Source organism: Imperialibacter roseus (genome assembly GCF_032999765.1).
Lineage (GTDB): Bacteria > Bacteroidota > Bacteroidia > Cytophagales > Cyclobacteriaceae > Imperialibacter > Imperialibacter roseus.
This window is the reverse complement of record NZ_CP136051.1, coordinates 2,107,275-2,131,549: the sequence shown is the minus strand read 5'-3', so window position 1 is coordinate 2,131,549 and position 24,275 is coordinate 2,107,275. Positions and strand designations below refer to the sequence as shown.

Genomic DNA, 24,275 nt, shown 5'->3' with positions numbered 1-24,275 from the left:
TTATCTTTTGGCCGATTACGTTTTGATAAGTGTCAACATAAAGCAACGCTGGTGCGAGGTCATGACTCTGGCGGAAGCCATCTACCCCTATCCTTTACCCTTGTCGCAAAATCTTCTCCATCTTCCTGCCTTTGGCCAATTCGTCGACGAGCTTGTCCAAATACCTCGCTTGCTTTGTTAAAGGAGTTTCGATGTCTTCTATCCGATAGCCGCAAATCATTCCGGTAATCAGGTGAGCATTGGGGTGCAGCTTAGCCCGCTTAAAGAACGTCTCAAAAGTTGCTTTCTCGTCAATCAGCTCTTGTAGCTGCTTGTCATCAAAACCAGTCAGCCAATGAATCACCTCAAGCAATTCTTCTTTGGTTCTCCCCTTGCTTTCAACTTTTTTAACATAGTGCGGATATACCGATGAGAAAGTCATTTTCACAAATTTCGCATCATGCTCTGGTGTGGTAGTCATAGTGTATGATTTAGGTAATTAATAGTCTGGCCAAAGTTACAAGTCACAACTTTTCCGCAGTAATCTTCCCTCAGAGTCTCTCGCAGAGGACTCTGAGTATCAGCGTGGTGTTTTCCTCCCGCCGTGGCTCGTGTCCTCACGAGCCACTAAGGTTCATTTCAATAGCTAATCCTCTTTCAGAGGACGTCCCTTATGAAAAGAGTTGGCATATTTTCTCCAACGACCATGCATCCAATCATTCGGCTTGTGAGAGCCAGTCAGCTGCCAAATCAGCTTCGCTTCTCAGGATGTAATTCAACTGTGCCACATGATGCTGCACATGCCGGAAATTGTAAAACAGCATCTCAAGCAACGTGTAGCGCTCTACCACTGAAGGGCACAGTCCATGCAGTCCGATCTCTGCCTTTTTTATCCATGGTGCCATCAAATCCTGACTGGCATGTGGGCCAATGAACGTTTCACATTTCTTTCTCGCCCAATCGATATATGCCATCATTTCCTCCCGGCTATAATGCCTGTTTGGCATTACGTCATCTACGGCTGCTGGCGGAAGCTCACTGTCAGGCACAATGGTAAAGGGCAATTTTGGTTCAAAGGCTGTCACCGGATAGGACAGGTAATAATCAAGAAATATGACTGTGTGATAGGCCATGTAAAAGAATTTGTCCTTCTTCTCCCACAAAGCATCGGGACACAGTTCAATGACATCTTTTAGCATATCAATAGATGCAGCAAAATTCTTCCACAAAACTGCCCTGTACTTATCTTCCATGGTTTACAGTGAATATTAATGCACCTCCACTTCCCTTGCTAGTTCGAGCCTGTGGCTCGGACTGACTTCCATTCAATGTTCATGGCTGTGTCTTCACAGCCATTTTCAGCAAATGCCATATTGCAACCACTGACTGTGTGATGTACTCAAAGTACGGGACTCTGTTTGATTTATGATACGAGACTTCGTCCGGGTTGAAACTCGCACCAACCGGCACTGCCTCAAATAAGATGAACTGCTCGGACTAGGGGGACTGCAGCTCATATTCTCTTCTTAAGAAATTTAATGGATCTGTCCAATTCATCAATTAGTCTCGGATATTGATTTGGTACTTGTCCCCATTTTTCTCTCAGTCCAAGCATTGTTCGATACGAAAATGCATAATAGCGTTTGAAATGCGTCAATTCGAAAATGATTGCCGCTTGACGGTCCTCATAAATTGCATTAGAATCATCCGGTTGTACAAGTTCTTTAATCAATTTATGATAGTTCTCAAATTCTTTAAGATTCTGTTCTCGCTTTTTTGCCTCAATATATTGATAGACAGTCCAGATGCCAGAAATTGCGCTTGTAGCTACTGCTATAAGAATCGTCCAATTCAAGTCCATTTCTAATTCTTTTGTCGTCCCACTGTTTATTAAGATGAAGTCACTGTTCATCGGACATTTCCGCTATCGCCTCGGTAAAATGAGTTTGGGAGTTTAGTGCCGGTCCGCTTCCACTACATCTTAGCCACGCCTTGCCAACTGTAGCTTTAGCGAAGGCTAGGCGATGATAAATTTAGCCTTTGTAGCGGACATTCCAAGCCTGAATGCTCATGATTGTGGAGCCATTTCATGGCAGTGTCTTCACAGCCATTTTCAGCAAATGCCATATTGCAACCACCGACGGTGTGGTGTGTTCAAAGTGCAAGACTCCGTCTGGTTTATGATACGAGACTCCGTCCGGGTTGAAACTCGCACCTACCCGCACTGCATGAAATGAGTGAACTGCTCGGACTAGCTCCAGGGACTCAACTGTAATTTAGAGCTTACCGTCGCTCGAAGTGGGGGCTTTCTTTATGCAAATATTCAAGCCGCTTTATTGTGATCGCTCTTTACTTCGATATTCGCAGCCTTATATCGCGCCAATCGATCTTCGCCATTCCACCCCTCGGGCATTTTTTTGGCTAATCCGAGAGACCTAAGAAGGCGGTCTTCCTCTTTAGTTATGACACATATGACAATAGATCGATCCAATATTTCTCTCAGTTTTGAAATGGAAAGCTCACTTGACTGCAAGAGTTCCTTTTGAACATAGTTAAAGGGTATCGCATGGTCATATATAAGTTGGCCGGATCCAAATTTTAAATCAATAGATTTGAGTGATCTGTACATTGCGGCCTGCAACTTTGTTCCGTTACGGCGTTCCCATAGGAAGTGGATTGGCTCTCTTAATGCCTTGGTATACGCTGATGCTGGCATCCCCATTGCTTCCACTCTCTTACAATAGTTTACTGATTCGAGAATTAATTCTAAACGTGCTTCCTCACTCATTAAGGTCAATTTAAAAGACAACGTTTCTACGGAAGATTGCAAAAAATAAGGTAATAGCTCTAATCCCAAGTTTTTGATTTCAATGCTTCCGCAATTTCTTTCACATTGGTGGGTACTTTATCCAAGTAATCTTCTAAATCAAAATACCTGACTCTAAAAATGCCTCCTGGTGTAATTTTGGCAAAATCGGTCTCTTCAAAATCCTTCAGCAAAAAGAACCGATGTCCATTTTCAACACCCCATCCATGTTCATCTGATTCTTTTATTGCACTTACAAGTCTAATTCTTTGATCATCGGTCAGGTCAACCTTTTGTTCAACAATCTTCAGCCCACTTGCCTCATCCCAATTGGCAACTACCACATTTTCGACGTTCCCAATGTACCTAACAGACTTCCATTTGTAGATACCTAAATAATTAAAATCACTATAGCCTCTTGATGCTAAATCAAAGTAGAATTTGTACTTTACATTTAGGCCAAATGACTGACCACAAGCCATAGCTCTTAAAACATGATTGCTTCTTGGCATTAACTGCATTCCTAGGCAGTAACCTTCAAAATTCTCATTCAGTCTTTGTAAATAATTTTCGAATTGATAATTACTTGCAAGTTCTGTTAGTTGGTCGACAAGATCTTGATAGGTCAGAGAGAAGAAATTGATTTTACCAATAACTTTGAATTTTAACAGCTTCTCTTCAATTTCCTCAATTTCCTTCCTTGAATATCTCGTACTACTCAAATGAAAGAGAAGGCTGTATTCATTTTCGTCAAAACTATTTCCATACTTCACTAGTTTTTCTATCCATTCTAGTCCGTGAAGCTTCGTCTCAATTATTATTTTAGTCGCCTTTACTTGAATATGGCCATCAATTATTCCTCCACCTCTATTTCCTACCTGCTGTCGAAAGTTTGGAATGACCTCATACTTACCCGAATCCTCGGTCAGTCCTTTAATATATTCCTCGTAGTATTTTGGGTTAATTTCATACAGATTCGATAGCATCAATAAGACGTTATTCGTAACGGTATTTTCTCCTTGTGAATATTGCTGAAACTGGTTAAGCACTGCCATATATTTCTATATTCATACCCACTGGTGAGCGTGTCTTACCAACTATTTTGTTGTATTAAAAATAATGAATGGACTACCAACTGCTTTTTGGTGCTTTGCTGACCAATAACTCGGCTCGAGCTAAAACCGTAAAGCAGGTTGCCTTGCCATTAGCTTCGCTTTCCAATCAATCTTTAAGTTCTGCTTCTACAAAGGTCAAAAATCTCTTAGCTAATAGATATTCCAAATAAATTTCATCTGCTGTTTTCTCAATAAAATATTCTCCGAAATTTAGATGAACTAAGCGATTTCTCTGTTGCCCCAATTGAAGAAATGCTATGACTGACCTCTCTAATTCCTCATCAGCCTTAATTTTTTCCTTATAATCTTTCTTGCACTCTTCACCAAATAAGGAGAAAAATTTATTCGCCCCGCTGTTACTATCCCATTCAAAAAGAGTATGGTACTTCCTACTTATTGCGCCATTGTATACGAATGAATTAAGCTTCGAATTCTCTCCCCCAGCCTTATTTATAAACTCCCTTAAAATACTAGTTATCTGGTGCTCAAATAGGCTTGCAATTGAAAGCAGAATGTTCTTTTTAAAATTCTCCTCAACAAATATCTTCATTGAAACTTCCTTCTTATCGTTGAGATATGCAACAAGGTTTCGATGTTCTGCAAATAAAGAGTCAACGATAGTTCCCATCCTATTAGTTGAACAAAATATTATTAGCCAGTTCAAGTCTCTTCTCAACGTTCTTCTTGCTCGCAGTATCCTTTTGAATCGCTTGAATAAACTCTGAATTATTTTTCAATTCTAAAATTCGATCACGTGTCGTTTCTTTGATCAGGAAATTCCGATTAGAGAAAGGCCTTTTACACATTGCACAAAAGACTGATTCAAATATTGATATATTAATTTTGTTATTCTTTGATGTAAACGCATCTTCTCCCAATTTTGAAGCATTGAAACTAAATGCCAAAAATAATTCTTCCAGATACGAAATTAACTCTTCCTTCATTTTCTTAGCATTGTTCGAAAATGTATTTAGGAATCTCGTCATTGAAGGCTTATAATTATCACTTTCAAGTAGCATTGCAAATCCCCTCAATAGGATCTCGATGTCACCCATATGCAAATCTGGCTCTGGTCGATTTATTATTTTACGCCAATCTCCATTAGTGTTTATCCTATAGAGCATTTCGTAGAAGTCAGAATGATACATGCTAGCTCGAATCTCTTGGGGCTTAAGATTAACACCACCAGTGTTCAACCTGTTGAAAATTTCAAACATGGCGGAATTGTCACCCTCGGGAAGGTTTTGTTTGATTATTACGTTCCTTATAGTTCGTAATTCAAAACTAGCCTTATTATCTCCCAGTGTTGAATAATTAAGTTTCTTAAGTTTATTTGGAAAATCAGGCAACTGTTCAGGCAGGGCTAAATTAAAGTCAGCAAAATAGTCAGAGTTGAATAGAACATCATCTGGAATCTTGCCCTCCATATCGAAAATCCGTCGAAGTTCAATTCTCTTGTCTTTTTTTGGAAATCTCTTTTTGATAAAATAATATATTGACATTAGTCTTTGTTGACCGTCAATGACTAGAAAGGAATTGCGTGACTCCTCATATAGGAATATTTGAGGAATCGGAAGACCAATAATTAATGACTCAATTAATTTTGATGACCTTTTTATATCCCAAACAAAGTTGCGCTGAAATGCGGGTATCTTAACAACACCAGATTCAATAAAATCAAAGAGCGTCTTTATATTAAAGTCATTTGGTGAAGATGTAACCTCGTACTCTTTAAAAGAATAATCTTCATCGTCACCAGTAAAATCTTCTACCCAATCCTCATTTACCTCCATATATTTCATTTTGTTATGAATATAGTCTTTTCGGCTACTACAGCCAACAATGTTATTTACGTATTGCAACCATTTACAAATAGGTCTATTTACTACCTATACACCCTTGCTAGTAAACCGTTGCTCTTTCACTCAAAGCCAAGTACTGCTGCCACCCCTTCTTTATCCCCAAAAGCTTCCGAACTAATAAAGAATCCATTTACTAATCCCAAACCAATCTACCAATAATCACCGATTTGGCGAAATCCCCCGTATTACGTCAACAATATACCTATTAGTAATAGCATATACTTTCAATCTTTCCAGTATGACATAATTACATATTAGTGACGAATTCAAATTATAAGCACACATACTACTATTCTATCACACTTTATGTTAGTGCAAAAAACAAATAAAATTATTTTCATTTAGTAATAATCTTTTTATTATTATCTAACATTTACCATCCACTCACTTAAAACAAACTTGATATGAGCATGGAAAACGTAGTGGCGGTGCAAATTCCGCCGGCCGAGCTAAAGAAGATGCAGGCCAAAGTAAAGGAGCTCACTGACCTGATTGGCCCCTACCTCATCAGCCTTACGGCCCAGCAGCGAAAAGAGGTGCTGGCCATGGGCGATTCGAGTGAGCCATTTGTGGCCAAAAGCCTCGATTATGCAAAGAGTAACCCCGAGTTTTTGCCGGGATACAACAAGCTGGAAGATTTTGAGATCGACTACACGGAAGTGAAGGATTTAACCACACTGGTGAGGCCGCTGAACCAGCTCACCGCCAACCTGAACGACACCCACCTGATGAGTGGTGCGGAGGCTTACCGGGCTGCCCGCAACTACTATGAGTCGGTGAAGGTGGCCGCTAAAAACAATGCCTCTGGTGCCAAGGTGATTTCGGAAGACCTCGGCAAGCGCTTTGCCGGCCAGGGCAAGAAGGCCAAGGCGGCGTGAAAAGCCGCACCCACCCAGCAGATCGATAAAGGGCAGCTCACCAGCTGCCCTTTTCTTGTTTTAGGGGGTGGTGGGTAGCCGACCTATTCTAACCTATCCCCTGGCCTGTCCCCTGACAGGCCTGTTAATTCAAATCCATTTCCACGGCCCATTCCTCCTCATGCCAGCCCCCGGTTTAGTGATGCAATGAAGGTGATGCTTTTCTCATTGAGGATGGGCTGTCGGGGGACAGCCCATGGAGTGGGAGTAAACATCTGAAGAAAATTTCCGGATTGACTACCATCGTATACCAGGATATCGTTCTATCTCCGAAATTATCCTTTCTGCTTCCCTCCTTTTCCTTTCTAATTCATATCATTTGCTATCTACCTCCATTCATTTGCTTTCCAGTTCACTCTTCAAGGTATCTTACTGCTGATTTTTCGGAAGTTGTTCAGTTGGTATTGTAGTTGGTTCAACATCATCCGGTAATGGTTGCCTGATGGGCTGTTCAGCTTGCTCTTCTTTCCTGTCTCAGTACCCATTTTGTTGAGGTAGTTCACTGGCATGAGTAACTAGTTCAGTACCGTTGGTTTCTGGTTCGGTCTTTTTCCGTTCTGATTCAGAAATTTTGTAACCGATATACGGAATTTCGGATGTTAGTTAGGGATTTTTGCATGTAACATACCGAATTCTGGATATCACATACGGAATTTTGGATGTTGGTTAGGAAACTTTGGATGTTGGTTACGGATTTTTTGTTGTTACATACGGAATTTTGGATATAACATAGGGATTTTTGGGTATGACATACGAAATTTTGGATATCACATAGGAAATTTTGGATGTTACCTACGAATTTTTGGATGTGACATGGGAAAATTCGGATGTTGGTTACCAAATTTCGGATGTGACATAGGAAATTTCGGATGTTACGAACGTTTTCAAGGCATGTGAAGACACATGCCTTAAACGTTTGGGGTTGTGTCTTCACAACCCATCCAAAAAATGCCTTTCTCCAGCCTTCGAACGGCGGCCCCGCACAAAACTCCCAACATTTTCCTATTTTGAGTCCTTTAACCTACTACCTACCTATGAAACTACTGACTCGTTTACCCCTCTTCTTTGGTCTATGTCTTGGCTTGTCGGCCTGCCAGGAAAAGTCTCCTGATACCAGTCTGCCTCCCTATCAAAATCCCGCCCTGCCCATCAACGAGCGGGTGGATGACCTGGTGGGCCGAATGACGCTGGCACAAAAGGTGTCGCAAATGACCAATGCCTCCCCTGCCATCGATTCGCTGGGCATTCCGGCGTACAACTGGTGGTCGGAAGGCCTGCATGGCATGGCCCGGGCAGGCAAGGCCACGGTGTTTCCACAGGCCATTGGCATGGCGGCTACATGGGACGATGACCTGATCTTCGATGTGGCCACGGTGATTTCGGATGAAACCCGGGCCAAGCACCACGACTTCGTGCGAAAAGGCAAGCGGTTTCTTTACCAGGGCCTCACGCTGTGGTCGCCCAATATCAATATTTTCAGAGACCCCCGCTGGGGCCGTGGGCAGGAAACTTACGGCGAAGATCCCTTTCTCACGGGCTCGCTAGCTATTCCCTTTATCAAAGGCCTGCAGGGCGACGACCCCACTTACCTGAAAACGGTAGCCACCATCAAGCATTTTGCCGTGCACAACGGCCCCGAGCCCGAAAGGCATGAGTTTGACGCCAAAGTGAGCCTGAAAGACCTCCGGGAAACCTACCTACCACAGTTCAGAATGGCCGTGCAGGAAGGTCACGCCTACTCGGCCATGTGTGCCTACAACCGCATCAACGGCGAGCCCTGCTGCGGCAGCAAAAGCCTACTGACCGGCACACTGAAAGGCGAGCTGGGCTTCGATGGCTTTATCGTGTCGGACTGCTGGGCCATTACCGACATCTGGAAATTCCATCAGGTGGTGGGCTCCGAAGCAGAAGCGGCCGCCATGGCCGTAAAAGCGGGGACAGACTTGAGCTGTGGTGAGGAGTTCCTCTCGCTGGTGGAAGCAGTGGAGAAGGGCTATATCACCGAAGCGGAAATTGACGTGTCGGTGAAGCGCCTGTTCAAAGCCCGCTTCAAGCTAGGCATGTTCGACCCGGTGGAAACCGTCAAGTACGCACAGATTCCTTACAACATCGTCGACCAACCAGCCAACCAGGCCCTGGCCCTGAAAACGGCTCAGGAAACGATGGTGCTTTTGAAAAACGACAATAACACCCTGCCCCTCCGCAAGGACTTAAAGAAAGTAGCCGTGATTGGCCCCAACTCCGACCAGTGGCTGATGCTGCTGGGCAACTACAACGGCGTGCCCTCCAAAGCAGTGACGCCCCTGGAAGGCATCAGGAATAAGCTGGGGGCCGGCACGGAGGTCGTATTTGCCCAGGGGTCGGAATACGCCGAGGGCCTGCCGATGTTTTACACGGTGCCTGCCCATGCCATCAGCGGGCCCATCAGGGCCAGCTACTTCAACAACAGCAAGCTGCAGGGCGACGTGGTGTATGAAGAAGAGATTGACCAGCTGGATGTGAACTGGAACGACGCTGCCCCCAGGGAAGACCTCGACGATGACAATTTCGGTGTGCGCTGGGAGGGACAAATCACCGCACAAAAGACGGGCTATCATCAGCTGGGTGTGATCACTACCTGCAATACGCAGCTCTACTTTGAAGGCAAAGAGGTTGCCAGAACGGTGTATCACTTTGGTGACGAATATGGCGACCCGAGGCTACGGAAGTCGGAGCCGATCCTTTTGGAAACAGGAAAAACCTATAGCTTCAAAGTGGATGCAGGTGAAAACTATGCCGACGCCATGGTGCAGTTGGTGTGGGCAGAGCCCAAACCCGACCTGATGAAGGATGCCCTGGCCGCTGCCAGCGGTGCTGATGCGGTGATCATGTGCATGGGCCTTACGCCCCGCATGGAAGGCGAAGAAATGGATATTAAGGTGGATGGATTTAATGGCGGCGACCGCACCAAGCTGGGTCTGCCGGCTGCACAGCTTGATTTGATCAAGGCCATCCATGCCCTGGGCAAGCCAGTAGTGCTGGTGCTGCTGAACGGCAGTGCGCTGTCGATTCCGTGGGAAAACGACCATATCCCGGCCATTCTGGAGGCCTGGTATCCGGGCCAGGCGGGTGGCACAGCCATAGCCGACGTTCTTTTTGGCGACTACAACCCCTCCGGCAAGCTGCCGGTTACCTTTTACAAGTCGGTGGCTGACCTGCCTGCCTTCACCGACTACCACATGACAACACAGACCTACCGATTCTTCAAGGGCGAGGCGCTGTATCCGTTTGGGCACGGGCTGAGCTACACTACCTTCGGCTTTGCTGAGTTGAGCCTTCAGGCCGAAAGCAAGCCCGGTGAGGCAGTACCCGTGAAAGTGACCGTTACCAACACAGGCCCAATGGATGGCGACGAGGTGGTGCAGCTATACGTAGCCAACAAAAACCGGCCGGCCGATGCGCCGATCAAGAACCTGGCGGCTTTCCAGCGCATACACCTGAAGGCAGGCGAAAGCAAAACAGTGGAACTGACAATTAGAAAAGAGGCCTTTCAGACCTTCGACGCCAACTTTAACCTGGTGAATGTGCCCGGAGAGTTTGCTATATCAGTAGGGAACTCTTCGGCGAAAGATGATTTGAGGGAGGGATTGGTGGTAAGCCCTTGAGTGAAAAACCCTCCAAGGGTTTGTCCTTTGCAGCGCAACAAGCGGTCATGTCTGAAGGGAGAGGCCAGTTAAACCGAATCCTTGGAGGGATTTATTACAAGCGTTCTCTAAATGCGGAACCCCTGCTTCCTTGGCCTGTCCCCTGACAGGCCAACTTCCAGGTCACTTATAAAACAGCGCCCATATTATACTTTTCGATAAGATGCTGTCGGGGGACAGGCCATAGGGGAAGGGCTGGTGTGTGAGTGAGTGAAGAACTCTCCAAGGGGTTGTCCTTTGCAGCGTTGCAAGCTGTCAATATCTACAGGGAGAAGCCAGTTAAAACCGAACCCTTGGAGGGTTTCATGATCAAGCTTTACTAAATGCATTTGCCTTGGAGCGGGCAGCTGCTTCCTTGGCCTGTCCCCTGACAGGCCAACTTCCAGGTCACTTATAAAACAGCGCCCATATTATTCTTTTCGATAAGATGCTGTCGGGGGACAGCCCATAGGGGAAGGGCTGGTAGTGCAGTGAGTGAGTGAAGAACCCACCAAGGGGTTGTCCTTTGCAGCGTTGCAAGTTGTCAATATCTACAGGGAGAAGCCAGTTAAAACCGAACCCTTTGAGGGTTTCATGATCAAGCTTTACCAAATGCATTTGCCTTGGAGCGGGCAGCTAATACAAATGAGAGCATCATGGGACTTTTGAGCCACTGGCTCTAAACACCTTGCTGTTCGGGTTTTTTCTTCTCCCTCATTTTCTGAAAGTACGCCGTTCTCTGCTCAGAGGTCATATGTTCCAACTCGGCATTCATTTTGTCCCGAACAGCCCGTAACTGCTTTACCAAGCCCTTAACGGTTTTTACTTTCGACTTAATCATACTTGAAAATTTCTTTAGGTGTTCTGATCTCTAACATTGGGTAGCCAAGTCTCAAGTTTACGGAATTACAAGCACGTATTCCACTCCCCTTGGTCTGTCCCCCGACAGACCAAATAATTCAGGTCAGTTTCCATTACTTATTCCAGGCCATGCTTGCGCTCTGATCAACTGCAAGAAAGCGTCTACTCGTTCTTTGGGCTTTGATGGGCTGTCGGGGGACAGCCCACGGTGAAAGGTTAGATGTGCGCCACTGCTTTCATCAAGCTTCCCACTCTGCCCTCATGCTCATCGCCACACACCACCACAGCCACATTGCCCACCTTGCGGCCCGACGCCACATAGGTATGTGCCTCAGCGATGTCGGCCAACTCAAAGCACCTGTCGACCACAGGCTTGTAATGCCCTTGCTCAGCCAGCTGTTTTAGAAAGATCAGGTTATCCTTTTTCCAATAGAAGTTCGACGACGCTATCACTACCTTTTTGCGCCTGAAAAGGGAGGTGTATATGGCTGCCAGCATGTGCCGCAGGCCAAACTCGGTCAGCAGGTATTTGCCCTTTGGAGTCAGCAAGCTCATGCACTCCTTCATGGACGTTTTGCCTACGGTGTCAAACACTATATCATAGCGCTTTTCGGTGTCAGCAAAGTTTTCCCTGGTGTAGTCAATCACTTCATTTGCGCCAATCGACTTCACCAGCGCAAGGTTTTTGGTACTGCACACCCCTGTTACATGGGCCCCAAAATACTTCGCCAGCTGAACGGCGGCCGTGCCCACTGAGCCCGACGCACCGTAAATGAGCACCTGGTGGCCTTTTTCTATTTTGCCCTTTTTCTTCAAATAGGCCAGCGCCGACAGTGGGCCATTCACCATGGTAGCCGCTTCTGTAAAAGGCAAATTCTGTGGTTTCAAGTGCATCAAAGCACTTTCTGGCAGACATTTATATTCGGCATAGGCACCAAAGCTGAGGCCGGTGTAGCCAAACACCTTGTCGTTTATCTGGTAGCTTTTCACCTTGTCGCCGATGGCCTCCACTACCCCTGAAAATTCGATGCCCAGCACAGGCTGCTTTGGTTTTCTGAATCCAAACATCAAGCCCACCGGCACCTTCAGCAGCGGCGGATGATCGAAGCTTCTCATCTTGGGATCTTCGGCAGTCACCGAGGTTGCGTATATTTTTACGAGTATTTCATCGCTTTTGGGCAAGGGCTTTTCAACCTCAGCCATTTGCAACACGTTCGGATCTCCGTATTTTTTGAATACTATTGCCTTCATCTGCGTAGGATTTTGTTTTGAAAGCCACCTGCTCCGGGGCCCTCTCAAAATAACGGGATACGACAACGCAGGAATTTGATTTAAGTCAAATAATCACTCTGACGAAACCTTTGCTCTGATGCGGGACAGGGTTTCCAAAGAAACGTTCAGATAAGAGGCAATAATGGTGACAGGTAGGAATTGGACGATATGCGGTTCCTTTTCGAGTAGCTTGAGGTAGCGTTGGGAGGCGTCGAGGGTTTGAAACTCCCTGAGCCGTTGTTCAAACCAAACGGCATAGTATTCGATAAACATTTTGTCGAGCATCATTACCTCGGGGTAGGTATTTTTCACTTTGCCAAAGCGGCCGTAGTCAATAATAGTCACCTCCAGCTCAGTCAGGGCCTCCACGTACACATCGCCCGGCTTTTGCATGATGTAGCTGTCAAGCGACACCGCCACGTCGTCATGAAAGTAGATCTCGGTCGTGATCTCTTTATGGTTGTGGAGATAAAACTTCCTCGCTATACCCTCCTTGATCAGCAAGTGAGCGGTACATATCTGACCGGGCCGCAGCAAGTGAGCACCTTTTGAGAATTTTTTATCGATAAACACTTTCTCCAGCTCTGCGTGAATCTCAAGATCAAGCTTGTAGGATAAGTCTTTGATCCTTTTTATGTATGGGTTCATTTATCGCTTTCCTGTTTTATCAAAATGACGCAACCACCGAATATACGGAATCTCTTCTGGTTTGTGTTTTGGCCTTTTGAAGTTTGGAGGTAGAAAAGGGGCTTAGAAACGTAACAACACAGTTGCCGTGGCTAGTGTCTTCATGAGCGACTTCCTGTGTTGGGCGTTACCGGGGAAAATGTAAAGATGAGCGTGTTGTTGGTTCGTTGAACACGACCCCAAGGCGGTAGAGCCGGTTTTATAGGGAATAAAACTTTACAGTTTCTATATTTGTTTACCTCACGCAGCCATGAAAACGAAAACAAAACCGAACTATCAGCAAGTGCTTAAGCTCATTCATCAGCTCCCGGAAAAGGAGATTGAAAGCCTAGCTACTGCGCTCCAATCAGAGATGACGTCAAAAAAAACCACGAGCTCTCTACAAGCCATTTTGCTTGACGCCCCCACCTGGACAGACGACGACCTAAGCACTTATCAGGAAGCGAGGGACGGTATCAACGAGTCACGTCTGGCATGATTCCCCTGGACTCCTCGGTGATAATTGAGCTTTTCAGAAAAAAGAACAAGCAAGAAACAATGTTCTGTCGCCGTGGCTCGTGTCTTCACGAGCGACTTCCTATGAAGGTCGTTCCCAAAAGAAAGTTATAAAGATCACAAAGGGTTTCCCAGTCCCTTGCGCAGACTAGCTTGGCTGCCAAGGCCGCCAGAGAAAAAAAACGACCCTAGCACAACGGCCGGTGAAATAACCACTTTCAAATCCAGCCACACTCGCACAGTCTTATTTGAATTTCATAACTTTGGCTGATGATTAAGCCGCTAACTCTTGATGAACTCTACGAAAAGAAGCTCCCTCGCCAGCCTGGCACTATCCAGGGCGGTGTTGGGCAGTTCAATGTGTTCAACTACGAGGACTTTATTGGGCCCGACCCCAAGCCGGTGCCTTACAGCCGGCGGGAGTATTACAAGATCAGCTTCCTGACGGGCAACACCAGGTACTTTTATGCTGACAAGGCAGTAGAGGTAAAAAACGCCGCACTGGTTTTTGCCAACCCTATGATTCCCTACAACTGGGAACGGCTGAGCGACAATCAGTCGGGGTACTTTTGTGTGTTTACAGAAGAGTTTTTCACCAACTTCGGAGCCATCAGAGACTACCCCATTTTCCAACCAGGCACCACGCCCATTTACGAGGTGGAGCCGGAAGATATAGAAGAGATCAACCGGTTTTACCTTCAAATGATAGAGGAAATCAATTCTGATTATGCCTACAAGTACGATCTCATCAAAACACTGGTGATCCAGCTGATACACAAAGCCATCAAACTCCGACCGGCGGAATCCTCCCTCTACTCACAATCCAATGCCAACGATCGGATCTCTTCCCTTTTTTCTGAGTTGCTTGAAAGGCAATTTCCCATTGAGTCTCCCGTCCAGCGAATGAAGCTAAGGTCGCCCAACGATTTTGCCAACAACCTCTCTGTTCATATCAATCACCTCAACCGGGCCTTGAAAGCAACCATGGGGCAAACCACTTCGCAGCTGATCTCCAGCCGCATCATGCAAGAGGCGAGGATTCTGCTGCGGCACACCAACTGGCAAATTGCCGAGATTGGTTATTGCCTGGGGTTTGAAGAGCCGTCGCATTTTATCTCGTTCTTTAAGAAAACTGAAAGCGTCACTCCCCGACTCTACCGCACAAAGTAACAATTGTTTGATTTTTGATACTTTTTGATTGAAGCGGGCTATGGCTAGTCCACCTGCGTTGCGCACCTTTGTGAGGCTGCTTCATACTGCATGCGCACAATGTTGTTTTGTCAAGAGGTTCAGTTGCTCAATTCAATTTTTTACCCCAGCGCTAAAGGGGGACGAATCATAATTAGTAGGGCCCTTTAGGGGTGCCCGGCTTAGGGGTGCCCGGCTTAGGGGTGCCCGGCTTAGGGGTGCCCGGCTTAGGGAATAAAAGGGTAGAATGCTCTTAACAAAACGACATTGTGCGCACGGTAGCTGATAACGCAGCCAAACTAATCTTTAAACACAAAACCAATTTCAATGAAATACAACTATATCGGCGATACGGGGCTGAAAGTATCAGAGCTATGTTTTGGCACCATGACATTCGGTGGCCAGGATGCGGGCATGTGGAGCAAGATAGGCCAGCTACAGCAAAAAGAAGTGAACGAAATACTGGGCGCTGTCATTGAATCTGGCATCAATTTTATCGACACGGCCAATGTTTATTCCTTTGGACAGTCGGAGCAGCTGCTGGGCCAGGGCCTGAAGGACGTGGGCGCCAAAAGAGATGAGGTAGTGCTGGCTACCAAGGTGCTGGGGCCTATGGGCTCGCAGCCCAATAATGTGGGCCTTTCCCGCTATCATATATTCAATTCGGTAGAGGCCAGCCTCAAAAGGCTACAGGTGGATCACATCGACTTGCTGTATGTGCACGGCGTTGATCCAAGAACATCCATTGAAGAGATACTAAGGTCTCTCAACGACGTGGTAGACAGTGGCAAGGTGCGCTACATCGCTATTTGTAACTGGCCGGCATGGATGGTCGCCAAAGCGCAAGCAGTGGCTTACTATAACGGCTGGCATAAGTTCATAGGCTTGCAATACCATTATTCGGCTGCGACCAGGGATATTGAGCACGAGTTGGTGCCCATGGCGACTGACCACAAGCTGGCAATCTTTCCATGGAGTCCACTGGCGGGCGGCTTCCTCTCCGGCAAATACACCAGAGAAGGCAGTAGCGATGCCAACGGTAGAAGGGCCAATTTTGACTTCCCTCCTCTCGATAAAGAAAAAGCGTATGATTTGGTAGAGGTAATGGGCGGCATAGCAAAAGCACACGGAGTGACCACGGCACAAATAGCCCTGGCATGGGTGCGGCATCAACCCGGCGTCACCAGCACCATTATTGGCGCCAAAACACCCGATCAGCTAAAGGCCAATATCGACTCTACGGAAATAGTGTTGACAGCCGACGACCTGGCCAAAATTGAGAAAGTCAGTCCGCTGGCATCCCAGTATCCCGGCTGGATGGTGGAGCGGCAAGGTGAGTATAGGAAGTAGAAGGCCGGTTAGTGATGGCGCTTTTGGTTAAAAACAGGAAGGCTATCAATGTTGGCAGCCTTCTATGTTTTTAATGGGCGCTTGGGGCGGGGCAAATTGCCAGTGCAGGTGCGTTAAATTGTTATGGAAAAGCTTGTATATGTCTTTTCTGTGGGCAACGATGAGAAAGCGAAAAGTGTTTTCGTTGATCTTCTCGAATCAAATCCGATACTCACCAATTCTGATCCTGTAGTAGCTTTTAAAGCCCGTCAGCTTCTTTATGTTTGCCAAATCTTGTATCGAGTCTGACTTCTCGAGTTCGAGAATAAGCTTTTCTATTTTGGCATAGAGTGACTTGTTCTTGATTTTGTCAAGCGATTTCGCAAATGACTTATCAAATTCAATAGTCACCGAGCCCTCAATTTGGCTAAAATTGAATTACGGTCAACTGTTTCGCCTGTCTTGGCAGCGTCCATAGCTGAGCCAATAGCAAAGTCCTCAAACTGCTCGTCGGCAAGGTTCATTACATTTCCGCCTAGTTTTTTGGCAAGGTCTGACAAGAGCTTGTTGCTTTTTTTGTCTGCTTTGATAATGATCGCTCCCATTTCGATAAATTTCATTAAAGATATGAATAATTGCTTAAGGTTGGGCTTTTTGCGTTATCAGCACCAGACCAAACCATCGATTTGCCATTATTTTGCGGATGCATCAATCTTGCTGTTTCACTCAAAACCTTACACCAGCGCAACCATTTCCGCAAAATCCGTTAAACGAGGCATATAGCACATTATGCGTCAACTGGCACCCAATTTATTTGATGTTAACAACCGGGTATATGCCCATCTCCTGTTTTGGGTAGCGTACTATTTCTACCGGGTGTATATCTATATTGAGTATTATGAGTACTCCCCCATTACACAATTTGTAGAACTCCCTGTAAAAGTAGCCGTTGTTTACGTGCATATGTACTTCCTCATGCCTAAGCTGCTAAGCCACAGAAAGTACTTTTACTATGGCCTCGGCTTGATTTGCCTTGTTTTGGCGGCCACGGTACTGCAATCGGAGGTAATCAGGGCGATGATTGCTTCGGGCATCTATCAGTTCAACTCCGATTTGCTCTATGCTCCCCGTAAGTTCAGCGCCACGGCCAGCCACATCACCATGATTCTCTTTGTGACGTCGGCCATCAAAATACTGAAAGGCCAATACCTGCAGCAGCAAAAGCTGCAACAGGTAGAGCAGCAGCGCCTTCGCAATGAGCTCACCTTCCTGAAGACGCAAATCAACCCGCACTTCTTTTTCAATACCCTCAACAACCTCTATTCGCTGGTATTGAACAAGTCGGACAAGGCAGCCGATGCCATTCTAAAGCTCTCCTCGCTGATGGAATATGTGATTTACGAGTCAGACAAGAAGAAGGTAAGCCTGCAATCGGAAGTGGAGCACCTGCAAGACTACGTGGAGTTGGAAAAGCTCAGGTTTGGTACCGAGTTAAAGCTGGAGATGGTGCTGCCTGACGACGTTGATGGATATGATATTCCGCCAATGTTGCTCATCCCCCTTGTAGAAAACTGCTTTAAGCACGGAAAACCTGATAAGAATGGCCTCTTTACGATCAACATTGAGGCGACTATAAAAGGAAAGCACCTGTGTTTTAGCACTTACAACACCAAAGTGTCCCACCCTATCGAAAGGGGAAAACCCACCTCACACTATGGGGTAGGCTTGCAAAATGTGATGCGCCGCATTGAGCTGATTTATGGAAAAAGAGCCAATTTCAAGCTCAAAGAGCTTCCGGAGAGCTTTTCACTGACCGTGCAACTGCCGCTGGAAGACCAAAGAAAGGAGGTGCCCGTTGAAGCTTAACTGCCTGATAGTAGACGATGAGCCGCTGGCCATTGAGGTTATCCACAACTACGTGGAACGACTCGACAACCTGCAACTTGTGGCCAAGTGCAGGCATGTGGCTGAGGCCAATACCTGGCTGCGAAGTGCGGCAGTGGATGTAGTCTTTCTCGACATCAAAATGCCTGAAGTTACCGGACTTGAGTTTGCCAGGACGCTGGGGAAAACGCCAATGATTATTTTCACCACTGCTTCCCGGGACCTGGCCGTGCAGAGTTATGACACCCATGCCATAGACTACCTGATCAAGCCCATTAGCTTCGAAAAGTTCCTGAAGGCAGTGAACAAAGCGTTTGACAGAAAGAAGGAGCTCGACCTGATGGTCGGCTCAACGCAACAAAAAACGCTGCTTGTCAAAGCCGAAAACAAAACCTTCAGAATTGAAGCTGGCGAGATCCACTTTGTGGAAAGCATCCGTGACCACGTGGTTTTCCATTTGGCAGATGGTGCCTCTGTTGTGTCTTACACCTCCATCACTGCCGTCGAAAATGACTTGCCTGAGCTGGACTTCGTGCGAATCCACCGCTCCTACCTCGTGGCCATCAGGCACATAAAAGCCTTTAGCAATTCTCACATCGAATTACCCAACACTACCCTGCCCATTGGCCGCACCTACAAAGAAGAGGTGCTGCAGCGGCTAACCCTGCAAAACATTCATTTGTAGGGTGAAACCTGTTGTTCTTAAGTGGAAACCCACTCTTCAAAGGTCAGCTTAAGCAAATAATCCCCTGTCACGTTCATTGAGTATGGTCAACTCAGAACAACATGAACTGGATTTTTTCATTTTTGGCCGCAGCCCTCATATGTAGCAGCGCAGCAGGCCGCCAACTAAGTATTTACTCAACAGGCTTCGGTGATAACGCAGAACAGATCATTGAACAAGCCAGGTTTTATGCCGATGAGCTAAACATTGCGTCCGGGCAGCCTCTCATCGTTATGGTGATGCTTTCTCACAACTTGCCGGACAATATCAGCGGCATGATGGTGCACGGCGAAAATGAGGTACTGGAAATGCGAAACGTAATGATCAAGCTCAATGCTGCACTGCCCACTGACGACTTGAACCGGGCGCTCGCCCACGAAATGGTGCATGTGGTGCAATATGCCAGGGGAGATTTGATGCGGATAAACAACACCATGTTTCGCTGGCAGGGGCAGCTGATATTTGATTCGGCAAGCATTCCCTACCGGCAGCGAAAATGGGAAAAGGAGGCTTTTTCGAAAGAAGAAGAGCTGAAAAAGGGTTACAAAAAACTAATCTCCCACTAATAGAAGCCCATTAACCGGAGATGATGAATTTTTTTGGTTGTTAGATGTGATGTGGCATAGGTATATTCAGCTTTTAGTTGTTAATATACCATGTCACAATCACTGAAACCTATCCTGGCACTATTGCTGCTCGCTCTTCCTTACATGCTCACCGCTCAAAAGGAGGCTTACCTGAAAACAAAAGACATCCTCTATTACGGCGCCATTCACGACCTGGAAAAGCCCGACCCCAACAAAGTCACATTCGAGTTTAACAACGGCAATAAGAAAGATTTTACGCCGGACGAAGCGCTTGAGTTTGGCCTGCCCGACGGTAGAAAGTGGGTATCGAAAGAATATGAGGGTAAAAAACAGTTTTTCGAAGAACTTGAAAATGGGAAGGTGGCTTTGCTGCTTCAGGAGCAGGGCAAAAGCAAGTCCTATCTGCTGGAAAAAGGCGAAGAAATAATCGCTCTGGGTGAAGACAATGGAGATGAAAATTACTTTAAAGACGTGCTTGCAGCGCAACTGGAAGACTGCTACCTGACGGAAAAGACGATTGGGCTGGCAAAATACAAATCGGCCAACCTAAAGTATTTCATTTCACAGTATAACGACTGTGTGCACAAGCCATTCCCTAAGTTCAGAATAGGCCCTGTAGTAGGCGTGAAGATTTACCAAAACATAATTGAAAGCAAGTTTTTTCCGCAAGTGCCAGAGGAAATGGTCACGATGTCTTTAGGCGCAATCGTAGAAATTCCGATTTCATATAGCCCACAAATACTGCTCGTCACACAACCCATGGTAGCATATCATTCGTTTACAGCCACCAACAACAACTATAGCCCCGAAGATGCTACTACGTCCTACAACACGCATTACTTAAAGCATACTGATCTGGATATACCGATTATGCTAAAGTACAGATTTGCGAACTACAAATTCTCTCCTTATATCCAAGCCGGACCAGCATTACAGCTAGGCATCTCAACAAAGGCCTATTCGCTGTCCGATAAGGTAAAACTCCAAAATGGTCAGTTTGAATTAATTGCTGAGGACGTTTATGTCGACTCCGGCGCCTTGGCCAACAAATATCTCGGTGTATCTGGCGGAGCAGGTGTTGAAATCCCGATCAATTCTTATATAACCTCCGTCGTTGGTGTCAACTACTCTATCTACACCGCTGACGTAGACACCGGAAGCAATAGAAAAACCTACCCTGAGTTCTTTGTAGCGGTGACTTTTTGAGTAATACCTAATTTTCTTAGGTATTTACTTGACAATACATAAGACTTCTATATATATTTGCCTTATGTATTCGAAAGAACTATTAAAAGGAACCCTTCAAACCATCGTTTTGAAGTTGCTGGCAGAGAATGGCAGGATGTACGGTTACGAAATCACTCAAAAAGTGAAAGAGCAAACTGAGGGTAAAATACAGCTCACTGAAGGAGCCCTGTATCCCTCTTTGCACAAACTCGAAGCCGAAGGGCTGCTGGTGACTGAAACCGTCAACATTGGCAAACGTATCAGGAAGTACTACTCTTTGACGCCAAAAGGCAACATACAAACTGCCAGTAAACTTGAGGAGTTTGCCAGCTTTATCAGCACGATGCAATTTTTATTGAACCCCAAAACCTCTTAAGTCATGAGAGAACTCACAGAAGCACAAATCAAAACCGTAGAGCAGGCAATCGATGCTCAGTGTGGCAACACAATCCTTGGCAATGAGCTGCTTGATCACACCTGCTGCGCCATAGAAGCATACATGGAGGGAGGGCACTCATTTGAACTTGCTCTCAATATCTCTCTGAGCACATTTGGCAAAAACGAAATGAAAAAAGTCAGCAAACAGGTGAAGAGAACCCGCCGTTACTACCAGTTGAAGAAGCAGCCTCTGGGCTGGATCACGCCTATGATGGCCATAGGTCTGCTTTTTATCGTGGTAAATGTAGGTGCCAAAGACAGGCCCGACAGAAAGCCTACAGACAAGGATTTTAGGGTTAGCTCGGCTTTTGGACAAAGAAAGGATCCCTTTGACAAAAAGACTAAGATGCACTTAGGTGTCGACATAGTAACGCCCACGGGCACTTCCATTGTAGCCACGGCAGACGGCGTGGTTGAAAAAGTGGTCAACGACCCCGACGGCTATGGCATCATGGTCACGCTTAAGCATGACGAAGGTTACCAGACCATATATGCCCAGCTTTTGGAAGCCAAAGTAAAAGTAGGTGATAAGGTGGAAAAAGGTCAGCAGATTGCCTTGTCAGGTAATTCAGGCAGGTCCACAGCCCCACACCTCCACTACGAGGTAATACACAACGGAAAAAGAGTAGACCCATCGCAATACTTCGGCGAAGAAAAATAACAGGCACACTTCTCAATAACTAATCCGGTCTCCCATGATTGATACCATGCCTGCTAAAGCGGGTAAAAAGAAGAAGTCTGCCCTAAAAGACTGGGTAGAGTCCATCCTGTTTGCCGTCGTGGTGGCCACGCTTTTCCGCTGGCTGCTGTTCGAACAATTCATCATTCCCACGCCCTCCATGGAAAGAAGCATGCTGGTGGGCGACGTGATTGTGGTCAGCAAGCTGCATTATGGCACCCGCACCCTGGCCACGCCTATCCAGTTTCCCCTCACTCATCAAAAGTTCTGGGGCACCGAAATCCCTTCCTATGTCAACTGGATACAACTGCCCATGTACCGGCTGCCCGGTTTTAGGGAGGTGAAACGGATGGAGCCGGTGGTCTTCAACTATCCGTACGAAGACCAGCACCCCACCGACCTTAAGTCGCACTGGGTAAAGCGGTGCGTAGGGCTGCCTGGCGACTCGCTGAAAGTAGTCGACGGCCTGCTTGTGGTAAACGACTCTGTGATGCCATTGCCAGCTCACCTCCAGTCGAGCTATTTTATTGCTGGCAAGCAGCCACTGAAAGATCGTTTCTTTGAAGCCAACAACATAAGTGAGCATCAGGAAGTGAATGGTGGGTACTACGTGCAGACCGAACCTGCCACTGCCGAAAAAATCAAACAGCTGCCGTTCATTAGCAAAGTAGAGCATGTGGTAATGAACTACAGCTTCAGCGATTCGGCCAGCTTTCCTAAGGCAGCACCGCACGGCTGGACAACGGATAATTTTGGCCCGGTATGGGTGCCGGCAAAGGGAGACACTATTGAAATCAATGACCAAAGCCTGCCGGTGTACGGCGCAGTGATCGTACGCTTCGAAGGCTGGAAAAATGCAGAAATCACAGACGGAAAGCTCTATATTAACGGCTACGAAACGAGTACTTACACTTTCCAGCAAAATTACTACTTCATGATGGGCGACAACCGACACAACTCGGAGGACTCCCGCACGTGGGGCTTTGTTCCCGAAGACCACATCGTTGGTAAGCCAGTCATGGTGTTATTTTCCTCAGAGGAAGGGCCCTGGTATACATTGCCTGCCCGAATCCGCTGGGGCCGATTATTTAACCTGATCAAAGAATGAAAAACAAACTGCTTGCCCTGCTCCTGCTTGCCAGCCTTGGTGCGGTGGCACAACCTAAGACAATGGCTATCACCATCGACGACCTGCCAGCACAAATGGGAGGCCACGATTCCGTGACGTTGATAGAATTGAATGCAAGGCTGCTTGCTCACCTCACTGAGAGAAAGGTGCCAGCCATTGGGTTCGTTAACGAGCAGAAGCTGTACCGTGGCAGTAAAATAATTGACTATCGCTACGACATGCTGACTGCCTGGATCAGCAGTGGACTCGAGCTGGGCAACCACACCTACAGCCATATTGACTACAATCAGCTGACGCCAGAGCAATTTTTCGAAATCATTGAAAAAGGGGAATCCATCACTAAAAAATTGATGGCAGATGCCGGAAAGCCCTACCGATACTTCAGGCACCCCTACTTGCATAGGGGAAACACCGAGGAAAAGGTAAAAGCTTTGGAAGAGTACCTCCAAGCCCACGGGTACATCGAAGCGCCTGTCACCATCGACAACTCAGAATGGATTTTCGCAAGTGCCTTCGATAAGGCCTTCAAAGCATCGGACAACGCAATGATGGACAAAATAGGCACTGCCTACATCAGCTACATGGCCGAAAAAGTAAAATACTATGAGCAGCAATGCCTGAAACTTTTCGGCAGGCCCATTGCACACACGTTGCTCATTCACGAAAACCTGCTGAATTCGTATTATTTGGGAGCGCTGCTCGACGCCTATCAGGGCATTGGCTACAGTTTTGTTAGCCTTGCTGAGGCCCTGAAAGACGACGCCTACACGACGCCTGATCATTTTGTAGGAAACGCCGGCATCTCCTGGATGGACAGATGGGCCGTTACACAAGGAAAAAAGGGCGATTTCTTTAAGGGTGAGCCTCGCTGCCCCCAGTTTGTACTCGACTATTCCGGACTCTCAGAATAAAAAAATGAAAACCATATTTCTTCTCTTCTTACTCTCCTACTCGGTAGCGGCCTACGCCCAAATCGACGACGAAACGATTATCAGGAGGAATATCGCCGACTTTTCTGACGCCATAGTCCACAGGGACACAGAGGCCATTGCCAATGCCTACACTCCAGACGCATCGATCTTCCCAAATGGGTTTGACATCATCAAAGGAACCAAAGACATTAAGTCGTATTGGACACCAAGGCCAGGCACTACTACTACCTTCCACAAGATATATCCGGTGGAAATCGTCGTCAATGGCAGCACCGCCTATGATCATGGCTACTACGAAGTAAGCGGCATCAATGATGGCAACCCTTTTCAGGGCGTGAGGGGAAAGTATGTGATTGTTTGGAAAAAGCTGGATGGACAATGGAAGATCTACCTGGACATTTGGAACCGGGCTGTTTCAAAATGATTTTTCCGGCATCGCCTGCTGCCTTCTTCCTTCGCCTGCCCGGCTTATATATTTTCATCAGCCTCTCCAACTTTTTTG

The 24,275-nt window shown here is 46.5% G+C and carries 27 protein-coding genes and 1 pseudogene; 15 read left to right on the top strand and 13 right to left on the bottom strand.

Annotation, left to right across the window (positions count from 1 at the left end):
• Positions 1 to 94: 94 nt before the first annotated feature.
• From RT717_RS09105 to RT717_RS09075, 7 genes are all read right to left on the bottom strand, one after another.
• On the bottom strand, positions 95 to 460 hold the full coding sequence (locus RT717_RS09105) for a DUF2200 domain-containing protein (protein WP_317491424.1): 366 nt from the start codon (positions 458 to 460) through the stop codon (positions 95 to 97).
• A gap of 235 nt (positions 461 to 695) precedes the next feature.
• Positions 696 to 1,232 carry a DinB family protein gene (locus tag RT717_RS09100; protein ID WP_317491423.1) on the bottom strand — a complete coding sequence of 179 codons (537 nt, stop codon included), beginning with the start codon at positions 1,230 to 1,232 and terminating at the stop codon, positions 696 to 698.
• Positions 1,233 to 1,492: 260 nt separating this feature from the next.
• Entirely contained in the window at positions 1,493 to 1,840 is a 348-nt protein-coding gene (locus RT717_RS09095) for a hypothetical protein (protein ID WP_317491422.1), read from the bottom strand.
• Between the two features lie 462 nt (positions 1,841 to 2,302).
• The gene (locus tag RT717_RS09090) at positions 2,303 to 2,767 is read right to left on the bottom strand and encodes a hypothetical protein (RefSeq protein ID WP_317491421.1); all 465 of its coding nucleotides are present in this window, start codon (positions 2,765 to 2,767) and stop codon (positions 2,303 to 2,305) included.
• Between the two features lie 59 nt (positions 2,768 to 2,826).
• Entirely contained in the window at positions 2,827 to 3,840 is a 1,014-nt protein-coding gene (locus RT717_RS09085) for a hypothetical protein (RefSeq protein ID WP_317491420.1), read from the bottom strand.
• A 166-nt stretch (positions 3,841 to 4,006) separates the two neighbouring features.
• Positions 4,007 to 4,528 carry a HEPN domain-containing protein gene (locus RT717_RS09080; RefSeq protein WP_317491419.1) on the bottom strand — a complete coding sequence of 174 codons (522 nt, stop codon included), beginning with the start codon at positions 4,526 to 4,528 and terminating at the stop codon, positions 4,007 to 4,009.
• A 4-nt stretch (positions 4,529 to 4,532) separates the two neighbouring features.
• On the bottom strand, positions 4,533 to 5,693 hold the full coding sequence (locus RT717_RS09075) for a DUF262 domain-containing protein (protein WP_317491418.1): 1,161 nt from the start codon (positions 5,691 to 5,693) through the stop codon (positions 4,533 to 4,535).
• Between the two features lie 473 nt (positions 5,694 to 6,166).
• Here RT717_RS09075 and RT717_RS09070 point away from each other — a divergent pair, with 473 nt between their 5' ends.
• The gene (locus RT717_RS09070) at positions 6,167 to 6,640 is read left to right on the top strand and encodes a hypothetical protein (protein WP_317491417.1); all 474 of its coding nucleotides are present in this window, start codon (positions 6,167 to 6,169) and stop codon (positions 6,638 to 6,640) included.
• Positions 6,641 to 7,038: 398 nt separating this feature from the next.
• Here the strand turns inward: RT717_RS09070 and RT717_RS09065 are convergent, their stop codons facing one another.
• Entirely contained in the window at positions 7,039 to 7,188 is a 150-nt protein-coding gene (locus RT717_RS09065; RefSeq protein WP_317491416.1) for a hypothetical protein, read from the bottom strand.
• Between the two features lie 525 nt (positions 7,189 to 7,713).
• Between RT717_RS09065 and RT717_RS09060 the strand changes: the two genes are divergently transcribed.
• Entirely contained in the window at positions 7,714 to 10,323 is a 2,610-nt protein-coding gene (locus RT717_RS09060; protein ID WP_317491415.1) for a glycoside hydrolase family 3 C-terminal domain-containing protein, read from the top strand.
• Between the two features lie 697 nt (positions 10,324 to 11,020).
• Here the strand turns inward: RT717_RS09060 and RT717_RS09055 are convergent.
• From RT717_RS09055 to RT717_RS09045, 3 genes are all read right to left on the bottom strand, one after another.
• Positions 11,021 to 11,182 (bottom strand): hypothetical protein, encoded by a 162-nt coding sequence (locus RT717_RS09055; protein ID WP_317491414.1) that lies wholly within the window; start codon positions 11,180 to 11,182, stop codon positions 11,021 to 11,023.
• Between the two features lie 236 nt (positions 11,183 to 11,418).
• Positions 11,419 to 12,453: an NAD(P)-dependent alcohol dehydrogenase gene (locus RT717_RS09050; protein WP_317491413.1), complete on the bottom strand. Its 1,035-nt coding sequence runs from the start codon at positions 12,451 to 12,453 to the stop codon at positions 11,419 to 11,421.
• Positions 12,454 to 12,546: 93 nt separating this feature from the next.
• Positions 12,547 to 13,122: a Crp/Fnr family transcriptional regulator gene (locus tag RT717_RS09045; protein WP_317491412.1), complete on the bottom strand. Its 576-nt coding sequence runs from the start codon at positions 13,120 to 13,122 to the stop codon at positions 12,547 to 12,549.
• 289 nt (positions 13,123 to 13,411) lie between these two features.
• On the opposite strand from RT717_RS09045, the gene RT717_RS09040 reads away from it, so the two are divergent.
• The 4 genes and pseudogenes from RT717_RS09040 (at position 13,412) to RT717_RS09030 (ending at position 16,194) form a co-directional block, all read left to right on the top strand.
• A complete protein-coding gene (locus RT717_RS09040) occupies positions 13,412 to 13,639 on the top strand; it encodes a hypothetical protein (RefSeq protein ID WP_317491411.1) in 228 nt (75 codons plus the stop codon).
• A gap of 287 nt (positions 13,640 to 13,926) precedes the next feature.
• Positions 13,927 to 14,826 carry a helix-turn-helix domain-containing protein gene (locus RT717_RS09035; protein ID WP_317491410.1) on the top strand — a complete coding sequence of 300 codons (900 nt, stop codon included), beginning with the start codon at positions 13,927 to 13,929 and terminating at the stop codon, positions 14,824 to 14,826.
• Between the two features lie 190 nt (positions 14,827 to 15,016).
• A pseudogene (locus tag RT717_RS28495) lies at positions 15,017 to 15,082 on the top strand (pentapeptide repeat-containing protein); the annotation flags it as partial.
• A gap of 89 nt (positions 15,083 to 15,171) precedes the next feature.
• Positions 15,172 to 16,194, top strand: a complete 1,023-nt coding sequence (locus tag RT717_RS09030; RefSeq protein WP_317491409.1) for an aldo/keto reductase — start codon at positions 15,172 to 15,174, stop codon at positions 16,192 to 16,194.
• Between the two features lie 198 nt (positions 16,195 to 16,392).
• Here the strand turns inward: RT717_RS09030 and RT717_RS09025 are convergent, their stop codons facing one another.
• Together RT717_RS09025 and RT717_RS09020 are read right to left on the bottom strand one after the other, a co-directional pair.
• Positions 16,393 to 16,584, bottom strand: a complete 192-nt coding sequence (locus tag RT717_RS09025; protein WP_317491408.1) for a type II toxin-antitoxin system RelE family toxin — start codon at positions 16,582 to 16,584, stop codon at positions 16,393 to 16,395.
• The gene (locus RT717_RS09020; protein ID WP_317491407.1) at positions 16,581 to 16,793 is read right to left on the bottom strand and encodes a hypothetical protein; all 213 of its coding nucleotides are present in this window, start codon (positions 16,791 to 16,793) and stop codon (positions 16,581 to 16,583) included. Before RT717_RS09020 ends, RT717_RS09025 begins: the two co-directional genes overlap by 4 nt.
• A 169-nt stretch (positions 16,794 to 16,962) precedes the next feature.
• On the opposite strand from RT717_RS09020, the gene RT717_RS09015 reads away from it, so the two are divergent.
• The 9 genes from RT717_RS09015 to RT717_RS08975 all read left to right on the top strand — a co-directional run bounded on the left by RT717_RS09015 (position 16,963) and on the right by RT717_RS08975 (position 24,197).
• Positions 16,963 to 18,039, top strand: coding sequence for a sensor histidine kinase (locus tag RT717_RS09015; protein ID WP_317491406.1), 1,077 nt, complete (start codon positions 16,963 to 16,965; stop codon positions 18,037 to 18,039).
• Positions 18,029 to 18,742 carry a LytR/AlgR family response regulator transcription factor gene (locus tag RT717_RS09010; protein ID WP_317491405.1) on the top strand — a complete coding sequence of 238 codons (714 nt, stop codon included), beginning with the start codon at positions 18,029 to 18,031 and terminating at the stop codon, positions 18,740 to 18,742. The genes RT717_RS09015 and RT717_RS09010 overlap by 11 nt, the downstream gene beginning before the upstream one ends.
• Before the next feature lie 101 nt (positions 18,743 to 18,843).
• Complete coding sequence (locus RT717_RS09005; RefSeq protein ID WP_317491404.1) at positions 18,844 to 19,347, top strand: hypothetical protein; 504 nt, start codon at positions 18,844 to 18,846, stop codon at positions 19,345 to 19,347.
• A gap of 90 nt (positions 19,348 to 19,437) precedes the next feature.
• The gene (locus tag RT717_RS09000; RefSeq protein ID WP_317491403.1) at positions 19,438 to 20,574 is read left to right on the top strand and encodes an outer membrane beta-barrel protein; all 1,137 of its coding nucleotides are present in this window, start codon (positions 19,438 to 19,440) and stop codon (positions 20,572 to 20,574) included.
• A gap of 64 nt (positions 20,575 to 20,638) precedes the next feature.
• On the top strand, positions 20,639 to 20,971 hold the full coding sequence (locus RT717_RS08995; RefSeq protein WP_317491402.1) for a PadR family transcriptional regulator: 333 nt from the start codon (positions 20,639 to 20,641) through the stop codon (positions 20,969 to 20,971).
• A gap of 3 nt (positions 20,972 to 20,974) precedes the next feature.
• A complete protein-coding gene (locus RT717_RS08990) occupies positions 20,975 to 21,694 on the top strand; it encodes a M23 family metallopeptidase (protein WP_317491401.1) in 720 nt (239 codons plus the stop codon).
• A 34-nt stretch (positions 21,695 to 21,728) separates the two neighbouring features.
• Positions 21,729 to 22,820, top strand: a complete 1,092-nt coding sequence (gene lepB, locus RT717_RS08985; protein WP_317491400.1) for a signal peptidase I — start codon at positions 21,729 to 21,731, stop codon at positions 22,818 to 22,820.
• The gene (locus RT717_RS08980) at positions 22,817 to 23,752 is read left to right on the top strand and encodes a polysaccharide deacetylase family protein (RefSeq protein WP_317491399.1); all 936 of its coding nucleotides are present in this window, start codon (positions 22,817 to 22,819) and stop codon (positions 23,750 to 23,752) included. Before lepB ends, RT717_RS08980 begins: the two co-directional genes overlap by 4 nt.
• Positions 23,753 to 23,756: 4 nt before the next feature.
• Entirely contained in the window at positions 23,757 to 24,197 is a 441-nt protein-coding gene (locus RT717_RS08975; protein ID WP_317491398.1) for a YybH family protein, read from the top strand.
• The last annotated feature ends 78 nt before the right edge of the window (positions 24,198 to 24,275 follow it).

Excerpts from the sequence above, each read along its gene's own strand:
- RT717_RS09060 (WP_317491415.1), top strand. The coding sequence starts at position 7,714 with ATGAAACTACTGACTCGTTTACCCCTCTTCTTTGGTCTATGTCTTGGC.
- RT717_RS09055 (WP_317491414.1), bottom strand. The coding sequence starts at position 11,182 with ATGATTAAGTCGAAAGTAAAAACCGTTAAGGGCTTGGTAAAGCAGTTA.
- RT717_RS09035 (WP_317491410.1), top strand. The coding sequence starts at position 13,927 with ATGATTAAGCCGCTAACTCTTGATGAACTCTACGAAAAGAAGCTCCCT.
- RT717_RS09030 (WP_317491409.1), top strand. The coding sequence starts at position 15,172 with ATGAAATACAACTATATCGGCGATACGGGGCTGAAAGTATCAGAGCTA.
- RT717_RS08995 (WP_317491402.1), top strand. The coding sequence starts at position 20,639 with ATGTATTCGAAAGAACTATTAAAAGGAACCCTTCAAACCATCGTTTTG.
- RT717_RS09100 (WP_317491423.1), bottom strand. The coding sequence starts at position 1,232 with ATGGAAGATAAGTACAGGGCAGTTTTGTGGAAGAATTTTGCTGCATCT.
- RT717_RS08990 (WP_317491401.1), top strand. The coding sequence starts at position 20,975 with ATGAGAGAACTCACAGAAGCACAAATCAAAACCGTAGAGCAGGCAATC.
- RT717_RS09015 (WP_317491406.1), top strand. The coding sequence starts at position 16,963 with ATGCGTCAACTGGCACCCAATTTATTTGATGTTAACAACCGGGTATAT.
- RT717_RS09070 (WP_317491417.1), top strand. The coding sequence starts at position 6,167 with ATGAGCATGGAAAACGTAGTGGCGGTGCAAATTCCGCCGGCCGAGCTA.
- RT717_RS09065 (WP_317491416.1), bottom strand. The coding sequence starts at position 7,188 with ATGCCAGTGAACTACCTCAACAAAATGGGTACTGAGACAGGAAAGAAG.
- RT717_RS09050 (WP_317491413.1), bottom strand. The coding sequence starts at position 12,453 with ATGAAGGCAATAGTATTCAAAAAATACGGAGATCCGAACGTGTTGCAA.
- RT717_RS08975 (WP_317491398.1), top strand. The coding sequence starts at position 23,757 with ATGAAAACCATATTTCTTCTCTTCTTACTCTCCTACTCGGTAGCGGCC.
- RT717_RS09005 (WP_317491404.1), top strand. The coding sequence starts at position 18,844 with ATGAACTGGATTTTTTCATTTTTGGCCGCAGCCCTCATATGTAGCAGC.
- RT717_RS09020 (WP_317491407.1), bottom strand. The coding sequence starts at position 16,793 with ATGAAATTTATCGAAATGGGAGCGATCATTATCAAAGCAGACAAAAAA.
- RT717_RS09040 (WP_317491411.1), top strand. The coding sequence starts at position 13,412 with ATGAAAACGAAAACAAAACCGAACTATCAGCAAGTGCTTAAGCTCATT.
- lepB (WP_317491400.1), top strand. The coding sequence starts at position 21,729 with ATGATTGATACCATGCCTGCTAAAGCGGGTAAAAAGAAGAAGTCTGCC.
- RT717_RS08980 (WP_317491399.1), top strand. The coding sequence starts at position 22,817 with ATGAAAAACAAACTGCTTGCCCTGCTCCTGCTTGCCAGCCTTGGTGCG.
- RT717_RS09105 (WP_317491424.1), bottom strand. The coding sequence starts at position 460 with ATGACTACCACACCAGAGCATGATGCGAAATTTGTGAAAATGACTTTC.
- RT717_RS09075 (WP_317491418.1), bottom strand. The coding sequence starts at position 5,693 with ATGGAGGTAAATGAGGATTGGGTAGAAGATTTTACTGGTGACGATGAA.
- RT717_RS09085 (WP_317491420.1), bottom strand. The coding sequence starts at position 3,840 with ATGGCAGTGCTTAACCAGTTTCAGCAATATTCACAAGGAGAAAATACC.
- RT717_RS09080 (WP_317491419.1), bottom strand. The coding sequence starts at position 4,528 with ATGGGAACTATCGTTGACTCTTTATTTGCAGAACATCGAAACCTTGTT.
- RT717_RS09045 (WP_317491412.1), bottom strand. The coding sequence starts at position 13,122 with ATGAACCCATACATAAAAAGGATCAAAGACTTATCCTACAAGCTTGAT.
- RT717_RS09000 (WP_317491403.1), top strand. The coding sequence starts at position 19,438 with ATGTCACAATCACTGAAACCTATCCTGGCACTATTGCTGCTCGCTCTT.
- RT717_RS09090 (WP_317491421.1), bottom strand. The coding sequence starts at position 2,767 with ATGAGTGAGGAAGCACGTTTAGAATTAATTCTCGAATCAGTAAACTAT.
- RT717_RS09095 (WP_317491422.1), bottom strand. The coding sequence starts at position 1,840 with ATGGACTTGAATTGGACGATTCTTATAGCAGTAGCTACAAGCGCAATT.